This window comes from Tuberibacillus sp. Marseille-P3662 (genome assembly GCF_900178005.1).
GTDB lineage: Bacteria > Bacillota > Bacilli > Bacillales > Sporolactobacillaceae > Marseille-P3662.
Map to the genome: position 1 here is coordinate 1,850,912 of NZ_FXBS01000006.1, position 15,524 is coordinate 1,866,435.

Genomic DNA, 15,524 nt, shown 5'->3' on the forward strand with positions numbered 1-15,524 from the left:
GGAGGTCAAATAACCATGTTGATTTATGTTGTCCAAAATGGGGACACCCTTTGGGACATTGCCCGCCGTTTTGGTGTTGGAACAAATGTATTAATCACAGTCAATGAGATTGAGAACCCAAATGTGCTGGTTGTCGGCCAAGCGCTTGTGATTCCTGCTCCGAACCGCTATCATGTCGTCCAACCGGGTGAGGTTCTCTGGCGGATTGCCCAAAGGTATGGCACAACAATAGATGCGATCGTAGAAAAAAATAATATTGCAGATCCCTCGCAGATTTATCCCGGGCTTGTGTTAACCATTCCAGCTCGTTTTCATACCGTTCAGTCAGGACAGACCTTATGGACTATTGCCCAGCGATACGATACATCCGTTCAAGCGATCGCTGCAATGAATGGGATTGCCAATCCAAATAGGATCATCCCGGGTCAGATATTAGAAATCCCAGAAGCTAAGGATCCTGTCATTGAAACCAACGCTTATATCACAACAACCGGGGAAGACGCCCAAAATCTCGTTAGGCAAGTTGCACCTCATTTAACCTATTTAAGTCCATTCAGCTACGGCATTAAGGCCGATGGATCCCTTCTGCCTCTCAATGATCAAACGCTTCTACAAACAGCCATCACAGAACAAATAGCACCATTATTAGTTTTAACGAATTTTAACGACGGTTCGTTCAGCTCTGATTTAGCGCAAACAATTCTCAATAATCAGGACATACAGGAAACGTTAATCACAAATATCCTAAATGCCATGGCAGAAAAAGGGTATCGCGGACTAAACATTGATTTTGAATATGTCTATCAGGATGATAGAGAACAGTACAATCAATTCCTCCGTCACGTTGTAAGTCGCTTACATGAGCATGGTTATCTCGTATCCACAGCTCTCGCCCCGAAAGAAAGCGCCGATCAAGAGGGGCTACTTTATGAAGCGCATGATTATGCTGCACATGGTGAGATCGTCGATTTTGTCGTATTAATGACGTACGAATGGGGTTGGGCCGGCGGGCGGCCTTGGGCGATTGCACCGGTGAATAAAGTCCGCCAAGTGTTGGATTATGCCGTCACCGTTATCCCGCCCGAGAAAATTTTAATGGGGATGCCGAATTATGGACGTGACTGGCAACTGCCTTATGTGTCTGGAGAAACCGTAGCTAAAACTATCAGTCCGCAAGAAGCGCTCAGCCTTGCCGCTCGCTATAACGCCAGCATCCAATATCATGCCGAATATCAAGCCCCTTATTTCCGCTATACTGATGACCAAAACAATGTCCATGAGGTTTGGTTTGAGGATGCCCGCAGCGCTCAAGCCAAATTTGATCTTGTCAAAGACTATCATTTAAGAGGGATCAGCTACTGGGTGCTTGGCCATTCATTCCCACAGAATTGGCTGCTGCTCGAGGATAACTTTGACATTAAACATATATAATGGCCTCTCTCTTTTATTTAGCCTTCAAGAAAAACAGGATGCACAATGCATCCTGTTCCATAATGTTATTCAAGATTGGCGTGTCTGCTGTACATACCACTGGAGTTGAGCCCGCGTTTTTCCATAATGCGAAGAATAATCGCATCAAAAGTGAGTAACAGTGTCTGTTCATACAATGAACCCATTGGCTGAATTGTGTCATACCCACCGTCCTGCTGGTCTTTCGGGGCTCCCGGTATTGTCAGTGTCAGATCAGCCATGCTTCCTAACGGAGAGTCAGGGAAGATGGTGGCGGCAGCTGTCGTGCCACCAGTCGCTTTGGCCTTTTCAGCCATAGCCAGGAGGCTTTTTGTACCTCCGGATCCAGAAGCAACAATTAACAAGTCATCCTGCTCCATTGCAGGTGTGACCGTTTCTCCCACGACGAAGGCATCCAGTCCCATGTGATATAACCGCATAGTGAACGCCTTGGCCATAAGACCGGATCGGCCGGCTCCAGCTGTAAAAATGTTTTTGGATTCAAGAATCGCCGTAACGAGTCGTTCAGTTGTTTCACTCTGGATCACAGCCTGTCCCTGTTCAAGTTCTCTCAGAATGGAAGTCACATAATCAGTTGTCCGCATGATGATCACACATTCTGAGTGATGAGTTTGTGCATATCTGCCGCAACTGCCGCTTTATCACTCTCACCCGTAATGCCGCCGCCAACGATCACATGGTCAGGATTTAATTTGACGACCTCGGCCAATGTATCCTTTTTAATCCCGCCAGCAATGGCTGTTTTCGCATTTTTAACAACACGTTTGATCGTTTCTAACTGACCGAAGGCATTTTCACCAACAGCTTGCCGATCATAGCCTGTGTGCACACAAATATAGTCGACACCAAGTTGATCAATTTCTTTGGCCCTTTGTTCAAAGTCCTTCACGTTAATCATATCAACGAGAAGTTGTTTCCCATTTTTCTTTGCTTCTTCCAAGGCTCCCTTAATGGTTTCATCGTCTGTAGCACCAAGAACAGTCACGATATCTGCACCAGCTTCTGCAGCTTTCATGACTTCATAGCCACCTGCATCCATGATTTTCAAGTCAGCGAGCACTTTCAGATTAGGAAAGGCTGTTTTCATTTTATTAACAGAGCTTAATCCCTCATTAATCACAACAGGGGTACCGATTTCGACGACATCAATATAGGGTTCGACTTCTTTTACCAATTCAATGGCTTCTTCAGTCGTGATTAGGTCAATAGCGAGTTGTAGTTCCATTTTCTTGACACTCCAATGGTTTGTTTAATTTTGTTAACGGTGCTAGTATATCACTTGAACCTATTTCTAATAAGTACGCACTTCAAGAACATATAGTATCCCAGAGGATACTGCCCGAAAACAGATAGGAGGCTAGAAAGATGAGTCGCCAAGAACATATGACGTTTAACTGTGATAAGGAATTAACACTGTCAGTCATCGGTGGCAAATGGAAAATGCTGATTATGTGGCATCTAGGGAACCAAGGGACGAAGAGATTCGGTGAATTACGTAAACTCATCCCGAATATCACGCATAAAATACTTGTTAAACAGCTGCGCGAACTTGAGGAAGATTGTATTGTCCATCGAGAAGTGTATCCTGTTGTACCACCCAAAGTAGAATATTCACTTACGGAACACGGGGAAAGTTTGATGCCCATTCTTGTATCAATGTATGACTGGGGCCGAAATTATCGGAAAAATGTCATTGAAAAGAACTCGGAACACGTGTCTCAGTAACTATACAATAACGTTCAAAAGCGCAGAACAGAACACTCCGTCCTGCGCTTTCTTTTGAACTAAAGGAGAGAACATCTGAACAAGGATCCTCTTTACTGAAAACTATTGTACAGGATGCTCCTTCATCACTAACCTTGATGTTGAATCCCCTTCTATTAATGTAGCTGATATTCTCTCGTTTCTAACTGTAAACGGTTCATGACGACACATGTCCATCAGCGTATTAACGGCTAACTTCCCGATCTCTTGTTCATTCTGTTTCAGGCGTGTGAAATTCCAACCAAGCACATTGTACTCTGGTCCATCAAAACAAAGAATCGACAGATCATTGGGCACGCGCAGGTCAAGTTGTTCGGCCGCTCGTTTGGCTAACACAGCAATATTATACTCAAAGGCAAATAAAGCAGAAATATGGGGGTTTTTTTGTATATGCTGCTTGATTACCTCAATATCTTCTTCTATATCTGCCTGAGGAATCGGAGCTGTGCTTCTGATATCGCTGCACCATAGATCCCTGTCGATTCTCACTTGCTTTTCGGCATAAGCCTCTATGATCCCATTAAACCGTGCCTCAATCGTTGTTGTTTCAATCATGTACGGGGAGAGAATGCCAATGTGATCGTGACCTAACTCAAACAAATAATTGATACCTAATTTGGCCGCCTCTTCATTTTTTGTGGATATCGACGTTGCTGCGACTGATTTAAAACACCGATCAATCAAAATAAATGGAAACTGATTTACAACCATTTTGAGAATTTCCGAACTATAATGTTCCGCTTGTGCCGGGAAAATAATTAAACCGTCCACGCCAAAGTCCAACAGCTCTTTAACAATCGTTTCTTCCCGCTTTGGATCTCCTAATGAGCGTTTCAATATAATAAAACATTGATTTGATGAAGCCTCTTCTATACTTGATATCAGGTGGCTCGTAAAACTGTCGTCAAAATTAGTGACGACAAGACCAAATAAAGGTTTCTTATTAGATGCTTTTGCCTGTCTGTTCATTTTTTTGTCCTCGGCAACAAACGTCCCCTTACCCCGTTGACGGTAAACAAATCCTTCAGCTGCTAATTTTTCGAGAGCCTTTTTACTCGTAATGCGACTTACCTGAAATGATTCTGATACCTCTTTTTCTGACGGTAGACGGTCACCTGCTTGATATTTATCAGAACCAATATCTTGCTTGAGTGATTGATATACTTGTTCATATAAAGATCTCATGGTTGTCACCTCAGATCGTTAACAAGCCCTTTGATATATTTAAATCAATCATACCAAAGGGCTAAAGAAAGAACCTAATTTTTGCTTAGTTCAACAATAAAAGTCTTAATTTCATAGGGTTTGATATCAAATTCAAATGGTTGATCGATTCGTTTATCTGTCTCTATGGCACGCTCTAGTAAGTCACATTCCTGCCATGACATGATATTTAAATCACTCGTCATGGCTACCGTACTCCTTGCACCAGCAAATTCATGAAGACGAACAATCACTTGATCAGTATCTTCCGCTTTTTTCACGGCATCAATCATGACATGATCACGATTGACAGCAAACATGGATAAATGGTCTGAACCACCCGCTTGATAGGTTAATGGACAATTTAATGCCCATGCGTGCTGCACTGTCTGCCCTTCATACCAATCTCCCTGGTGCGGCAATAAGGCATAAGTAAAAGTATGTGTCCCTTGGTCTTGTTCCACGTCGGGATGTGTAGCTGATTTTAAAAGAGTGAGTCTCATCACGTTATCCTTAATGTCATGCCCGTACTTACAATCATTTAATAGACTAACCCCATAGCCCGTCTCAGAGAGATCAGCCCATTGATGAGCGACCGACTCAAATCGGGCATAATCCCAGCTTGTATTCCAATGCGTTGGACGTTTGACATTGCCATACTGGATATCATAAGTCGCTTCTGTAGCCCGGATATCAACTGGAAAAGCCACCTTAAGCAGCTGGTGTCGTTCATGCCAATCAACCTGGGTTTCAAAGTCGATACGCGGGTGATTCGCATATAGAACCATATTCTGTGAGATGATTGAATGTCCAAATGTCCAAGTGAACCGGATAACTATTCGAAGCGGACCCTCTTCGATGACCTCAGAACGGGTAAAATTGGTCACTTCCTTCATCTTTTCTTGATAAAACAAATCAATGTCCCAGGCATCAAAATTCAACGGTTTATCTTCAAATATTTGCAACACATTCCCTCGGGCTTGTGGAGCTAGCACATTGCGGTTTCTTTTCCGGTCGACGAGTTTGGTTAACTGACCATGACGGTTCCAAGCCATCTCATAATAGGGAGATATCACTTCATGATCAGAGATATCAAAGGCTGATGGCCTTTCGTCCTGATCATAAGCCTTGTCATATTGAATCGTCGTTTTGCCTAGAGAAGGAATATTGTTGACATTGACGAGCCACTGCCCCTCCGCCGTTTGTTGTGCGTCTAACAGGTTACCCTCTCTATCTTTCCATACTCTATCTGACTCTGTGCAGTCAATTGTAATAAGGTCACTTCGCTCCGTAGAGGATGAGTTGAAAATGGTGAACCGCTGTGTATCATCGCCGGTGACTAATGTTCCTGCAGCATGTGACCATGACAACTGAGCAAGCTCATGAGCCTGGGCATAGTCTTGCTGACTATCTTCATAGACTTCACGAATCGACGATCCCGGAATAATATCATGGAACTGGTTCCGCAATACAATCTTCCAACTTTCTGTCAGTTCTTTGCTGAGATAACTCGACCAATCTTCTAACAGAACACTGTTCAGCGTATTCATCCATTCGGTTTCTCTTAAGAGGGACTCCATTTTTCGATTCATCCGCTTGTTCTCAGCCTGACTTGTGTAGGTGCCACGGTGATATTCTAAATACAATTCTCCATCCCATGTATGGACATATTGATTCGTTTGATCGATCGTATCATGAAGCCGGGTGAAATAGTCATCGGCTCTCCCGGTTTTCACCTTAGGTAGCCCGGGCATGTTATCTAACCGTCTTCTCATTTCTAGCATCTCACGGTTAACACCGCCGCCCCCATCTCCATGGCCATAAGATAGCAATAATTCTTGATTGATATCCTTATCACGATAAGCTTCCCATATCCCTTTCACTGTTTTCGCTGTAATTTTTCCATTATACGTATAGAATCTGCGATCATCTTCGGGTGTCGTAATGAAATGGGTCAAGATTTCCGTTCCGTCTATCCCGCGCCACATAAATGTATCATGCGGCATTTTATTATACTGGCTCCAACTAATTTTCGTCGTCATAAATGTTTTAATACCCGACTTCACTAGAATTTGCGGAAGGGCCCAGCTGTAGCCGAACACATCCGGCAGCCATAAGTACTCCGAATCTTTACCAAATTGTTGCCGGAAAAATTTTGTCCCTAATAATAATTGCCGGACAAGCGATTCACCAGAGGTTAAATTACAATCCGCTTCCAGCCACATTCCCCCCTCTGTTTCCCAGCGCCCTTCTTCGACTCTTTTTTCAATCTGTTGGAAGATTTCCGGGTAATCCTGTTTGATATATTCATATAATTGAGGTTGAGTCTGCAAAAATGTGTAATCTGGAAATTGCTCCATTAATCGGAGTACAGTGGAAAATGAGCGCGCGGCTTTCTCTCTCGTATGCTTGAGCCGCCATAACCAGGCCACGTCGATATGGGTATGCCCAATCGCCTGAACAGTAACTGGATGATTTTTGGGCATGTTGTCAATCGCCTCATTAAGAAAAGCTTGCGCCTGATAGATGGTTTCATAAAAATCATCAGAACCTGGATACGACCAATCAATATCATGGAAAGCTTGATTTAACGCATGCAGCAAGGTTTGTCGTTCGGGTTGGGACTCCTGTAAGGTTTTCACTGTTTCAATTGCTGCCGTTGCCGTAAAGTAGAGATCATCAACTTTTTCATCCAAACAAGCTAGATAAGCCGTCTTCAATTGATGCTCCTGTAGGGTCGGGACACCTCCTCCTTCAAGGCCCGACCAAAGGCGAAAACACAATTCAATCGTTGTGCCCGCGAAGCTACTGTCAAAAAAGACTTCTTGATGATTCATATCAACACCCTGATAGGGTTCACCGTTCAGATAGAGCAGGGATTCGAATCCGGAATTCGTCCCTCCGCCTGTCTTGCCAAAATCAAATACGCCAACGATCTTGCGCCCTTTCCAATCATCCGGAATAGATATATCTGTTTTTAACCACAAATATTTATCCCGGCCTTCCCATCTGTCTCCAACTTGCATCGTTTGCCATGAACCAGCTTCTGAAGGTCTTTCTCCAATAGCTCCCTCTTCATCCATGCTAGTAGCAAAAGTCGAAATCAATTGAGCATTCCGATAACGATAAACATTCAATTCTTTAATCCGTTGATCTAATTTTTCAACTGTCCAAAATATAAGAACCACTCCTTTAGTTAGTCTGGTTATCCTTTTGTCGCTCCCCCGAGGCTAAATCCTTGGGACATAAATCGTTGTGAAAAAATATAGAGAATAACGGCCGGCAATGTATAAATGAATGAGAAAGCAGCTAACTTTCCGTACTCAACCAGACCGTAATTCCCGAAAAATTGATAGATCGTAACGGAAGCCGGGAATTTTTCTGGTGTTTGAATCAAAATATAAGGAACAAAGAAATTCCCCCAACTCATGGAAAAGGTAAAAATCGCCACCGTACATATTCCTGGAATCATAAGGGGAGCGACCACCTTGCGCAGTCCTTTCCACACAGACGATCCATCAACCCATGCTGACTCCTCCAATTCCAACGGAACGGCATCCATAAAATTTTTCATCATCCATATCCCGTATGGCAGCCCTGAAGCTGTTAAAAATAACATCGTGCCAACGAGCGAATCCTGCAAATTCAAAAATAGAAACATCTGATAAACCGGAACCATCACCGCCGTAATCGGTAAGGCCGTCATAAATAAGATGGTATACATAAAAGGTTGTTTATACTTAAGAGTATAACGCGAAAGCGGATAAGCTGCCATTCCGGCAACGACCACAACGAGTGTCGCTTGACCTAAAGACAGAAACAATCCGATGATAAAGGCTCGAATATTAGCTGGGTCGACTAATATTGAGACAAAGTTATCAAACGTTAGCGCATCCGGTAAAGTGAGAGATTGCTGTGCATTGGGATCAAACGACGCAAACAACATCCATAACAACGGTAACAAAAAGAAACAACCTATTGCTGTGAGAATCACATATGGCATCACTTTTTCCCATTTTAAACGGTTCATTCGCTGACCTCCTTCTCTATAATTTCACTTTCATTGAGCGGATGTAGCTGAGACTAGCAATAATGCCAATAATCAATAGCACTAACGATATCGCTGTCCCATACCCTAATTGATAATTGACAAAAGCTTGATTATACATAAAGATAGGAAGCGTTTGGGTCGCTGTTCCGGGACCTCCCCCGGTCATGGTATAAATTAATGTGAACACACCTAATGTCTGCAGCGTGACTAAGATCATGTTAGTCACAATCGACCCTTTGACCATAGGCAAAATCACTCTTATTAACACTTGAAATCTTGAGGCACCATCAATAATAGCTGCTTCTTCGATCGTTTTCGGAACATCGTCTAAAGAGGCTTGAAACACCATCATTGAAAAAGCGGTCCCATGCCATATATTAGCTATACACACACTAATCATTGGAAAAGAGTATAACCAGGTGATGGAGTGTAACCCCATCGATTCCAATATCATATTCAATGTTCCGTTATCACTTAGAAACGCAACCCAGCAAAATGCCACAACAATTTCAGGGGTAACCCATCCCGCAATAACAATAATGCCAATGATCCGGCGAAACGATTTGTTTCTTTCCTTCATCAGAATCGCCAGAAGGAAGCCCAATACTTGTTGGCCAATGACCGCTGAGAGAAGTAAAAAGATAATCGTTTTAACCACGCTAATCCGAAAATCCGGATCATGAAACATGCTGACAAAGTTGTCAAACCCCGTAAATTCAGTGCTTTGAGCCCCCGCGCCAGTCAGAGCTAAATCAGTAAAAGAAAAGTAAAACGTTAAAACAATTGGCCCGACAAAGAAAATCAATAATAAGATCCATGAAGGAAATAAAAAGAGTATGGATCTAAGCAATGTTGCGTCTTTTTTCCGCTTTTGACGCTTCACATGAGATGTTGATCTAACTGGATCGGCATTCATATTAACACCTCTTCCCTATTCAAATCATAGCTTCCTTTCTGAAGTTATAGAAAGGAAGCCATAAGATACCCTTACTCTTCCATCACTTTATCTTGACCCACTATATCTGTAACATTTTTCTTATATTGTTTGGCTGCCTCTTGGGGGGTTAACTTATCGGTAACGACATCTTCTACAAGTGATTGAATGGTCGTTGATACATTGGGATATTTGGCTACAGCCGGACGAAAATGGGTCGTCTTCAGAAACTCTGTCGCCTTTTCAAACATCGGCATATCTTTGTAATCGGATTCTTTAGCAACATCCTTACGAGGAGTCAGGCTCCGTTCTTTCAGCAGCAGACTCAAGTTATGTTCTTGACTAGAAGCCATTTTGATAAATTCCCAGGCCAAATCCTTACTATTGGAATTTTTCGGAATAGATAAGGCCCAGCCTCCTGACATAGACGTGGTTCCAGGCTCTTGACCTTTTTCCGTTGGCATGGGAGCATAACCTAAGGCATCAAACGCTTCCGGCCATGGTGCCGGTCCATCTTCATGCCAGTTCCCTGTTTGCCAAATACCATCAAGCCCAATCGCAAGCTTACCTTGAGGCATTAATTGTTGGTAAGCCACAGTTCCCCCTTGCCCATTTAATACTTTAGAAAGACTTGGGCCAAGTCCGTTCTCATAGACCGTGTCAATAAACTTGAATGTATTTAAAATCCCGTCACTTTTCACAATCCATTTTTGGGATGCTTGATCGTATAAAGGATCACCTGTTCCGTACAATAACATCTCGAACGTTTGCATGGAGGTGGCTTCACCCGTGGCTTTCCCGGAGTTCATCCATAAAGGAACCACATCGTCTCCGAATGTTTCTTTAATGGTTGTTGCTGCCTGTAAAATATCATCCCAATTTTTAGGTTCCCACGGGACAGGAAGTCCTGCCTGTTCGAAAAGTTCCTTGTTGTACCAGAGTCCACGAGAATCGGTATTGTATGGCACACCATAAACCTTGCCATCCTGTGCAATGACGCCCTTTTTGATCTTTTCAATATATTTATCCCATTCACTCCAATTTTTCACACGATCATCTAGCGGCTCAAGGTAGCCTGCACTGGCATCGGAATTGATCATAAATGTGTCTTCCGTCACGATATCTGGAGCTGTGTTTTTAGATTTAAGCAGGAGGGCGATTTTAGCAAAATAGTCCCCTTCAGACACTTCAAGCGGAGCTAGGTTTACATTGACATCAGGGTGGGCTTTCTCAAACTCCGGTATGATTTCATGATTCAGCCAATCGATAAGACCTTTGTTCGTGCCCCCTCCAGAGCGAAATGTAATGCTAAGCTCCTTCTTGGAATCTCCTTCTTCATTGGTGCTTGATGTACCAGATGAACAGGCTGACATAACAACCAGACAAGCCAAGATCATTGAAGCAACGGCTAAGCCTTTCTTCTTGATCAACCACAAACTCATCATCTCCTTATATCATTTTTGTCAATGGAAACGATCAATCTCAGTTAGGTAAGCGTTTTCAAAAAAATATAAAAGTTATAGTGGTTCCTTTCATTTATTCCGACATTCTATCGCCCTCCATCTTTCATACTATTGATCCTCCTAAGAAACTGGATTGTTGGATAAATAACTTACTTGATATATATGTATATGCCAATATATTTATTAAGCTTTTTTTAATGTTTTTATATCGTTCATTCAAATGTTTCAGGACATGGCAACGACCAACCTGCATGCTCCTTGAGCCACCGAAGTCCACCCCTTACTCTAAGGCATATCCATTATTGTTTTTTTGAAATTGGTATAACTTTTGTAATCACTTTATGGATCCAGCCAACATAATTAATGGCCACCTGCTGTCAAAACAGGTGGCCACTTTCTCCTCATATTCATCTATTAGGCTTATTCATTTCACATTGGTTCCTCGTTTAAATCATTCATTGCCTCAGGGAAATCTATAAATGGATTACGATTTCCTTGAATGTCATAGATGGCTTGATTACGGTGTTTTTCGTAAAGATCAGGCGGATGGGACTGATGCCAATTGAGTAACAGTTCTGTGTCAATATCATCCTTATAGGTTGGTTCAATGTCATCAGGATACCTTAATAAAAAATATAACACAGCTCGAGCAACCGTTCCTTTAGCATATGCCGGTTCAAATAAGCCTTGATCGGCTTTGCCACACCCTTCTTCTACCTTCTTAATATTCACTTGACCCGGCTCGTAATCGGAAAAATCATGGTAAGGATAATTGCTTCTAATGGAGTTGCAAACAGGTTCACAGGTAAATAGGTGGTGAAGGTCACCGCGCATCGGCTCTTGTTCATTGAACCAAGATTGCGGCACGGTATGCTCACAATTATATTTGAGGTCGCTTGCGATGCGTACCAGTTGGGCCCTTGCCTTATCTTGATCCTCGTCCATCACCTTTTTGATCTCTTCTTTACGCTTTATGGAGGTTTCATAGTCCTCTCTTATAACCTCTTCTGCTTGACGCTTCTGCCCGGAGTAAATACTCGCGAGATGCCCATCCGGTCGTAAGTCAACCCAGGGATAAACATACTCACTTGGGTCGTACTGCACCTTGTTAGTATGCGTGTCTTGGAGAAGCCGTTTGAGTGACTGCATGATATCATCATTAGGACTGTCGAAATCAATGTTGCGATAATACTCCTCAATTGTTTGCTTATCTTGTTCTTCATCATAATAGGCTTTTTCGTCTTTATGGATGTTGGTTATCGTTTCTGTAAGGTGTGAGAGGATGGTACTGAGACGGTGGCGATCGGTTGATACCGAAAGAAGTCTTTCCTTTTGCTCGCGGCTTAAGGACATGTTCATTCCTCCTATATGGGAATCCTCGAGAAAAAAGCTCTTCTTCACTTCGACTAACGCCGGAAGACCATAACTCGATCAGCTTCTATCACCCGGCGAAAGGCGGGTGATAGGGCTGATGCAAAGGGGGTTCATGAGATCCGATACCTAGTTTGATTCCGTCGATGTCTGCTCGTACCGGGGATAGGTTTTGGCCATGTCGATCGCACTCTTTGCGTCAATATATCCCCATTGATCATCCAGTGTCGGTTGGGCCGCTGTCTGAAGAATGCTCTTCACATCGTTGGGGCTAAGATAGGGATTCGCTTCCAGCATCTGAGCAACGACACCGGCGCAAATCGGGGTTGCCATTGATGTACCAGATAACTGTAAATAATAGTCTCCAACGATCTGTTCAGGCAATTGGCTTTCCAAAGCGGAATCAGGGGCCAATAGGGAAATGATATCAGTTCCCGGTGAATAGATATCTGGTTTGACTAATGAATCGACAGTTGGTCCTTGACTCGAAAAGCGTGCGATCTGATCATCTGAACGCGGCAGGGTATTCTGATCATTTGTAGCTCCGACAGTGATGATAAACGGATCGATACCCGGTGTACTAATTGTCATTGGTTTAGGACCGCTGTTCCCAGCTGCGGCACAAACGACGATGCCTGCATGCCACGCTTCTTGTGCCGTTTGTGCCAAAGGATCATCTCTATAAGGTTCAACAGCTTCAGCTCCAAGAGAAAGGGAAATAACACGGATATTAAGTGATTCCTTATGACTGATACACCATTCAATCCCCTTTATAATGGTTGATAATCTTCCGCCTCCCTGTTGATTCAAGACCTTGACCCCGACCACTGACGCTTCAGGGGCAGGCCCAATGTAACTGCCATCTGATCGATACGCATTTCCGGCTACGTCACCAGCACAATGCGTCCCATGGCCATTATCATCATACGGTTCCTCTTGGTTATTCACAAAGTCTTTAAATGCGATTACCCGGTCCGTAGGTGTTGTTAAGTCATCATGAGGATAGACACCCGTATCAATGACAGCAACCGTTACGCCTTTACCAGTGAATCCCTGATCCTTTTGGATATCGACGGCCCCAATTTCCCTGCTTGCAACATTGAGAAAGGCAGATACATCTCGATCATAGAAAATACGGTCGACTGCTTCATGGTCCTTAATATACTTAATCATATCCGGTGTCATATTTCCGTGTACAGCATTTTTAAAGTAAAATTCGTCGCGAAGTAAATTATGCGAGTCGGCATGACAAGTCTTAAACATATCATCCTTTTTGTGCTGATCAATGTCCTTGGCTAAATAGACGATTACCGGCAGGGTGTCATAATGGCTTCTTGTTTCGTAGGGGTCTTCTTGTCGTTTGCGTCTCAGTTGATCGACCAAACCAGGATCTAGTAGACGGCCAGCTTCTTCAAACCAGACTCTTTTTCTTTCACTCATTTTTGTTGCCTCCTCGTTATTTTAGATTTCAAGTCCTACTTCCAAAAACAACGATGGCTTTGAACAAATGGGGTAATGAATGGCCATTCAATGCATGAACACCCTATAGGTCCATCTGTTAAACCAAAATCCTGTACATCTTTCAAAACGCCCAAGAACAAAAAAGACCTTAATCTAAAGAGAATCTATCTCTTATACTAAAAGCATAACTTTCGAAATGATCTCCATCAATGCAACTAAATGACTGTTTTTTCTGATAATACAACAGAAACTGATACCTTATATATAGCTCCTTAGGACCTGTTATTCTCCATTAACATCTATAGTGTTTATTATTTTTGAATGATTTCATCTAATATCGGCATCATGCTGGATATACATTATATTTTATCAGACCAAAGTCTATCCTATAGATAGATCGACAAAATATTGGAGTGTCATGTGTATGTTCCAGCCAAAGTTCGACTACTATATAGGGGATCTTGTAACCACACCTACCCATAGAGGCGTTTTCCAAATTAGCGGATACCAATTGGATTACAGCCAGCACCCTTTTAATCAAACTGAAGAGCCGACGTATATTTTATATAACTCGGTTGAAAAAGACTGTATTGAAGCCCCGCAAGAGGATATTGAACTGCTTTATAGGGGTTAGTTTGTCTAATTGGAGGATCGGGGCAAGTGCTACTTGGGGTAAACTTATGTCATAGCATAACAGATGGGACAACGCGATATAAATCAAACACAGCAATTGAAGCTGTTTTGATCATTTCAAATATAGGTATTGAATATGTCGACTATTTTTTATAAACGAAAGAATGTCGTCCATCTCTCGTAATCTTTTATCAAGGGACATTCGCTTAGATGCGCTCAGATCCTTTTCGTCTTCTTTCACATGCATATGGAAGGGTTCAGTTTCGGTTTGATAAGCCTTCCTTTCATGAGGTTCAGAATGAAATTTAATAATGATATTCCCAGAGGCATCATATAAGTCATATTGAAAAAACTCAATCTCATCTTGAATAATCATTTCGTTACAGTGCAATTTACTAAAGTCTCTAAAAACGATCACTCGACGATTTCTGTCATCAGGAACGGGGCGGATCTCCTCGATGATATCATCAAAATCTCTTGTAATCCTCGGCCAACTAGTTTTTCTCAGTCCGGTTCCCAAAGGTATCGTACTTTCTTATAAGATATTTCCAAGCAGAAGCATCAGTTTCTTCGTCTGCTGTCATATCTTTGGTCGCTTTCATGCCTAATGTTTGCTCGAATGGCCCCCCATATTTCTTTTCGTAGGCTATTAATTGATTAACAATGGTTACTTGGACACTGTTATTGTCATCAATATCATTTTCTGCTTCCCATTCATCAACGATATCTTGAACTTTGTGTAATTTACCTGTTCGCGAACGCCAAATTGTGGAACCAGAAATCCGGGCCTGTTTATTATTTTTATCTTTGGTATAGCCAATAAACCGACCTTCCTTAATCCAATTATTGATGGCCGTGATACTGACACCGAAATATTTGGCTAAATCACCTGTTGTATATAGTGTGAGATCTGATTGTTCCTTGGAAGCATATTCAGCCATTTGCTGAAACAATACATAATAATGTTCCTTTAAGATATTCGGGTCACTTAATACCTCTTCACTGAGTTGTTTATAAGCACTAGTATCAAGGGTTGTTTTATTTGCAAAATTAACTAGCATCTTAAAAAATAGTAAAGAGTCATTGGGTTGCTCAAAAATGCGTTGAGTTAATGCGTCAATCGACTGATCAACAAAAGCTTCTTTTTCATAGGCCGTAAACATTAATACCACCT

General features: G+C 42.4%; 14 protein-coding genes. 3 read left to right on the top strand and 11 right to left on the bottom strand.

All coding sequences use genetic code 11. The features are described 5' to 3' along the window. The first annotated feature begins 15 nt into the window (after positions 1-15). Positions 16-1,431 carry a glycoside hydrolase family 18 protein gene (locus B9Y89_RS17770; protein ID WP_085524516.1) on the top strand — a complete coding sequence of 472 codons (1,416 nt, stop codon included), beginning with the start codon at positions 16-18 and terminating at the stop codon, positions 1,429-1,431. A gap of 65 nt (positions 1,432-1,496) precedes the next feature. Here B9Y89_RS17770 and hxlB read toward each other — a convergent pair whose 3' ends face one another. Further along, complete coding sequence (hxlB, locus tag B9Y89_RS17775) at positions 1,497-2,054, bottom strand: 6-phospho-3-hexuloisomerase (protein ID WP_085524517.1); 558 nt, start codon at positions 2,052-2,054, stop codon at positions 1,497-1,499. Positions 2,055-2,059: 5 nt separating this feature from the next. Further along, on the bottom strand, positions 2,060-2,695 hold the full coding sequence (hxlA, locus tag B9Y89_RS17780) for a 3-hexulose-6-phosphate synthase (protein WP_085524518.1): 636 nt from the start codon (positions 2,693-2,695) through the stop codon (positions 2,060-2,062). Positions 2,696-2,835: 140 nt separating this feature from the next. Here hxlA and B9Y89_RS17785 point away from each other — a divergent pair, with 140 nt between their 5' ends. Next, positions 2,836-3,195 (top strand): winged helix-turn-helix transcriptional regulator, encoded by a 360-nt coding sequence (locus B9Y89_RS17785; RefSeq protein ID WP_085524519.1) that lies wholly within the window; start codon positions 2,836-2,838, stop codon positions 3,193-3,195. A gap of 102 nt (positions 3,196-3,297) precedes the next feature. Here the strand turns inward: B9Y89_RS17785 and B9Y89_RS17790 are convergent, their stop codons facing one another. The 7 genes from B9Y89_RS17790 to B9Y89_RS17820 form a co-directional block, all read right to left on the bottom strand. Beyond that, positions 3,298-4,419 (bottom strand): GntR family transcriptional regulator, encoded by a 1,122-nt coding sequence (locus B9Y89_RS17790; RefSeq protein WP_085524520.1) that lies wholly within the window; start codon positions 4,417-4,419, stop codon positions 3,298-3,300. 74 nt (positions 4,420-4,493) lie between these two features. Beyond that, complete coding sequence (locus B9Y89_RS17795) at positions 4,494-7,616, bottom strand: alpha-mannosidase (RefSeq protein ID WP_085524796.1); 3,123 nt, start codon at positions 7,614-7,616, stop codon at positions 4,494-4,496. Positions 7,617-7,642: 26 nt separating this feature from the next. Further along, the gene (locus B9Y89_RS17800; RefSeq protein ID WP_085524521.1) at positions 7,643-8,467 is read right to left on the bottom strand and encodes a carbohydrate ABC transporter permease; all 825 of its coding nucleotides are present in this window, start codon (positions 8,465-8,467) and stop codon (positions 7,643-7,645) included. Between the two features lie 16 nt (positions 8,468-8,483). Further along, complete coding sequence (locus B9Y89_RS17805; RefSeq protein ID WP_085524522.1) at positions 8,484-9,404, bottom strand: carbohydrate ABC transporter permease; 921 nt, start codon at positions 9,402-9,404, stop codon at positions 8,484-8,486. Between the two features lie 71 nt (positions 9,405-9,475). Next, positions 9,476-10,864, bottom strand: coding sequence for an ABC transporter substrate-binding protein (locus B9Y89_RS17810; RefSeq protein WP_369596739.1), 1,389 nt, complete (start codon positions 10,862-10,864; stop codon positions 9,476-9,478). A 450-nt stretch (positions 10,865-11,314) separates the two neighbouring features. Then, positions 11,315-12,238: an endonuclease I family protein gene (locus B9Y89_RS17815; RefSeq protein ID WP_085524524.1), complete on the bottom strand. Its 924-nt coding sequence runs from the start codon at positions 12,236-12,238 to the stop codon at positions 11,315-11,317. A gap of 147 nt (positions 12,239-12,385) precedes the next feature. Beyond that, on the bottom strand, positions 12,386-13,696 hold the full coding sequence (locus B9Y89_RS17820) for a S8 family peptidase (RefSeq protein WP_085524525.1): 1,311 nt from the start codon (positions 13,694-13,696) through the stop codon (positions 12,386-12,388). 445 nt (positions 13,697-14,141) lie between these two features. Here B9Y89_RS17820 and B9Y89_RS17825 point away from each other — a divergent pair, with 445 nt between their 5' ends. Further along, positions 14,142-14,351 carry a hypothetical protein gene (locus B9Y89_RS17825; protein ID WP_085524526.1) on the top strand — a complete coding sequence of 70 codons (210 nt, stop codon included), beginning with the start codon at positions 14,142-14,144 and terminating at the stop codon, positions 14,349-14,351. 111 nt (positions 14,352-14,462) lie between these two features. Here the strand turns inward: B9Y89_RS17825 and B9Y89_RS17830 are convergent, their stop codons facing one another. Continuing rightward, positions 14,463-14,870 carry a toxin-antitoxin system TumE family protein gene (locus tag B9Y89_RS17830; RefSeq protein WP_139822832.1) on the bottom strand — a complete coding sequence of 136 codons (408 nt, stop codon included), beginning with the start codon at positions 14,868-14,870 and terminating at the stop codon, positions 14,463-14,465. Next, positions 14,845-15,522, bottom strand: a complete 678-nt coding sequence (locus B9Y89_RS17835) for a helix-turn-helix domain-containing protein (RefSeq protein WP_176222279.1) — start codon at positions 15,520-15,522, stop codon at positions 14,845-14,847. The genes B9Y89_RS17830 and B9Y89_RS17835 overlap by 26 nt, the downstream gene beginning before the upstream one ends. Positions 15,523-15,524: the final 2 nt, after the last annotated feature.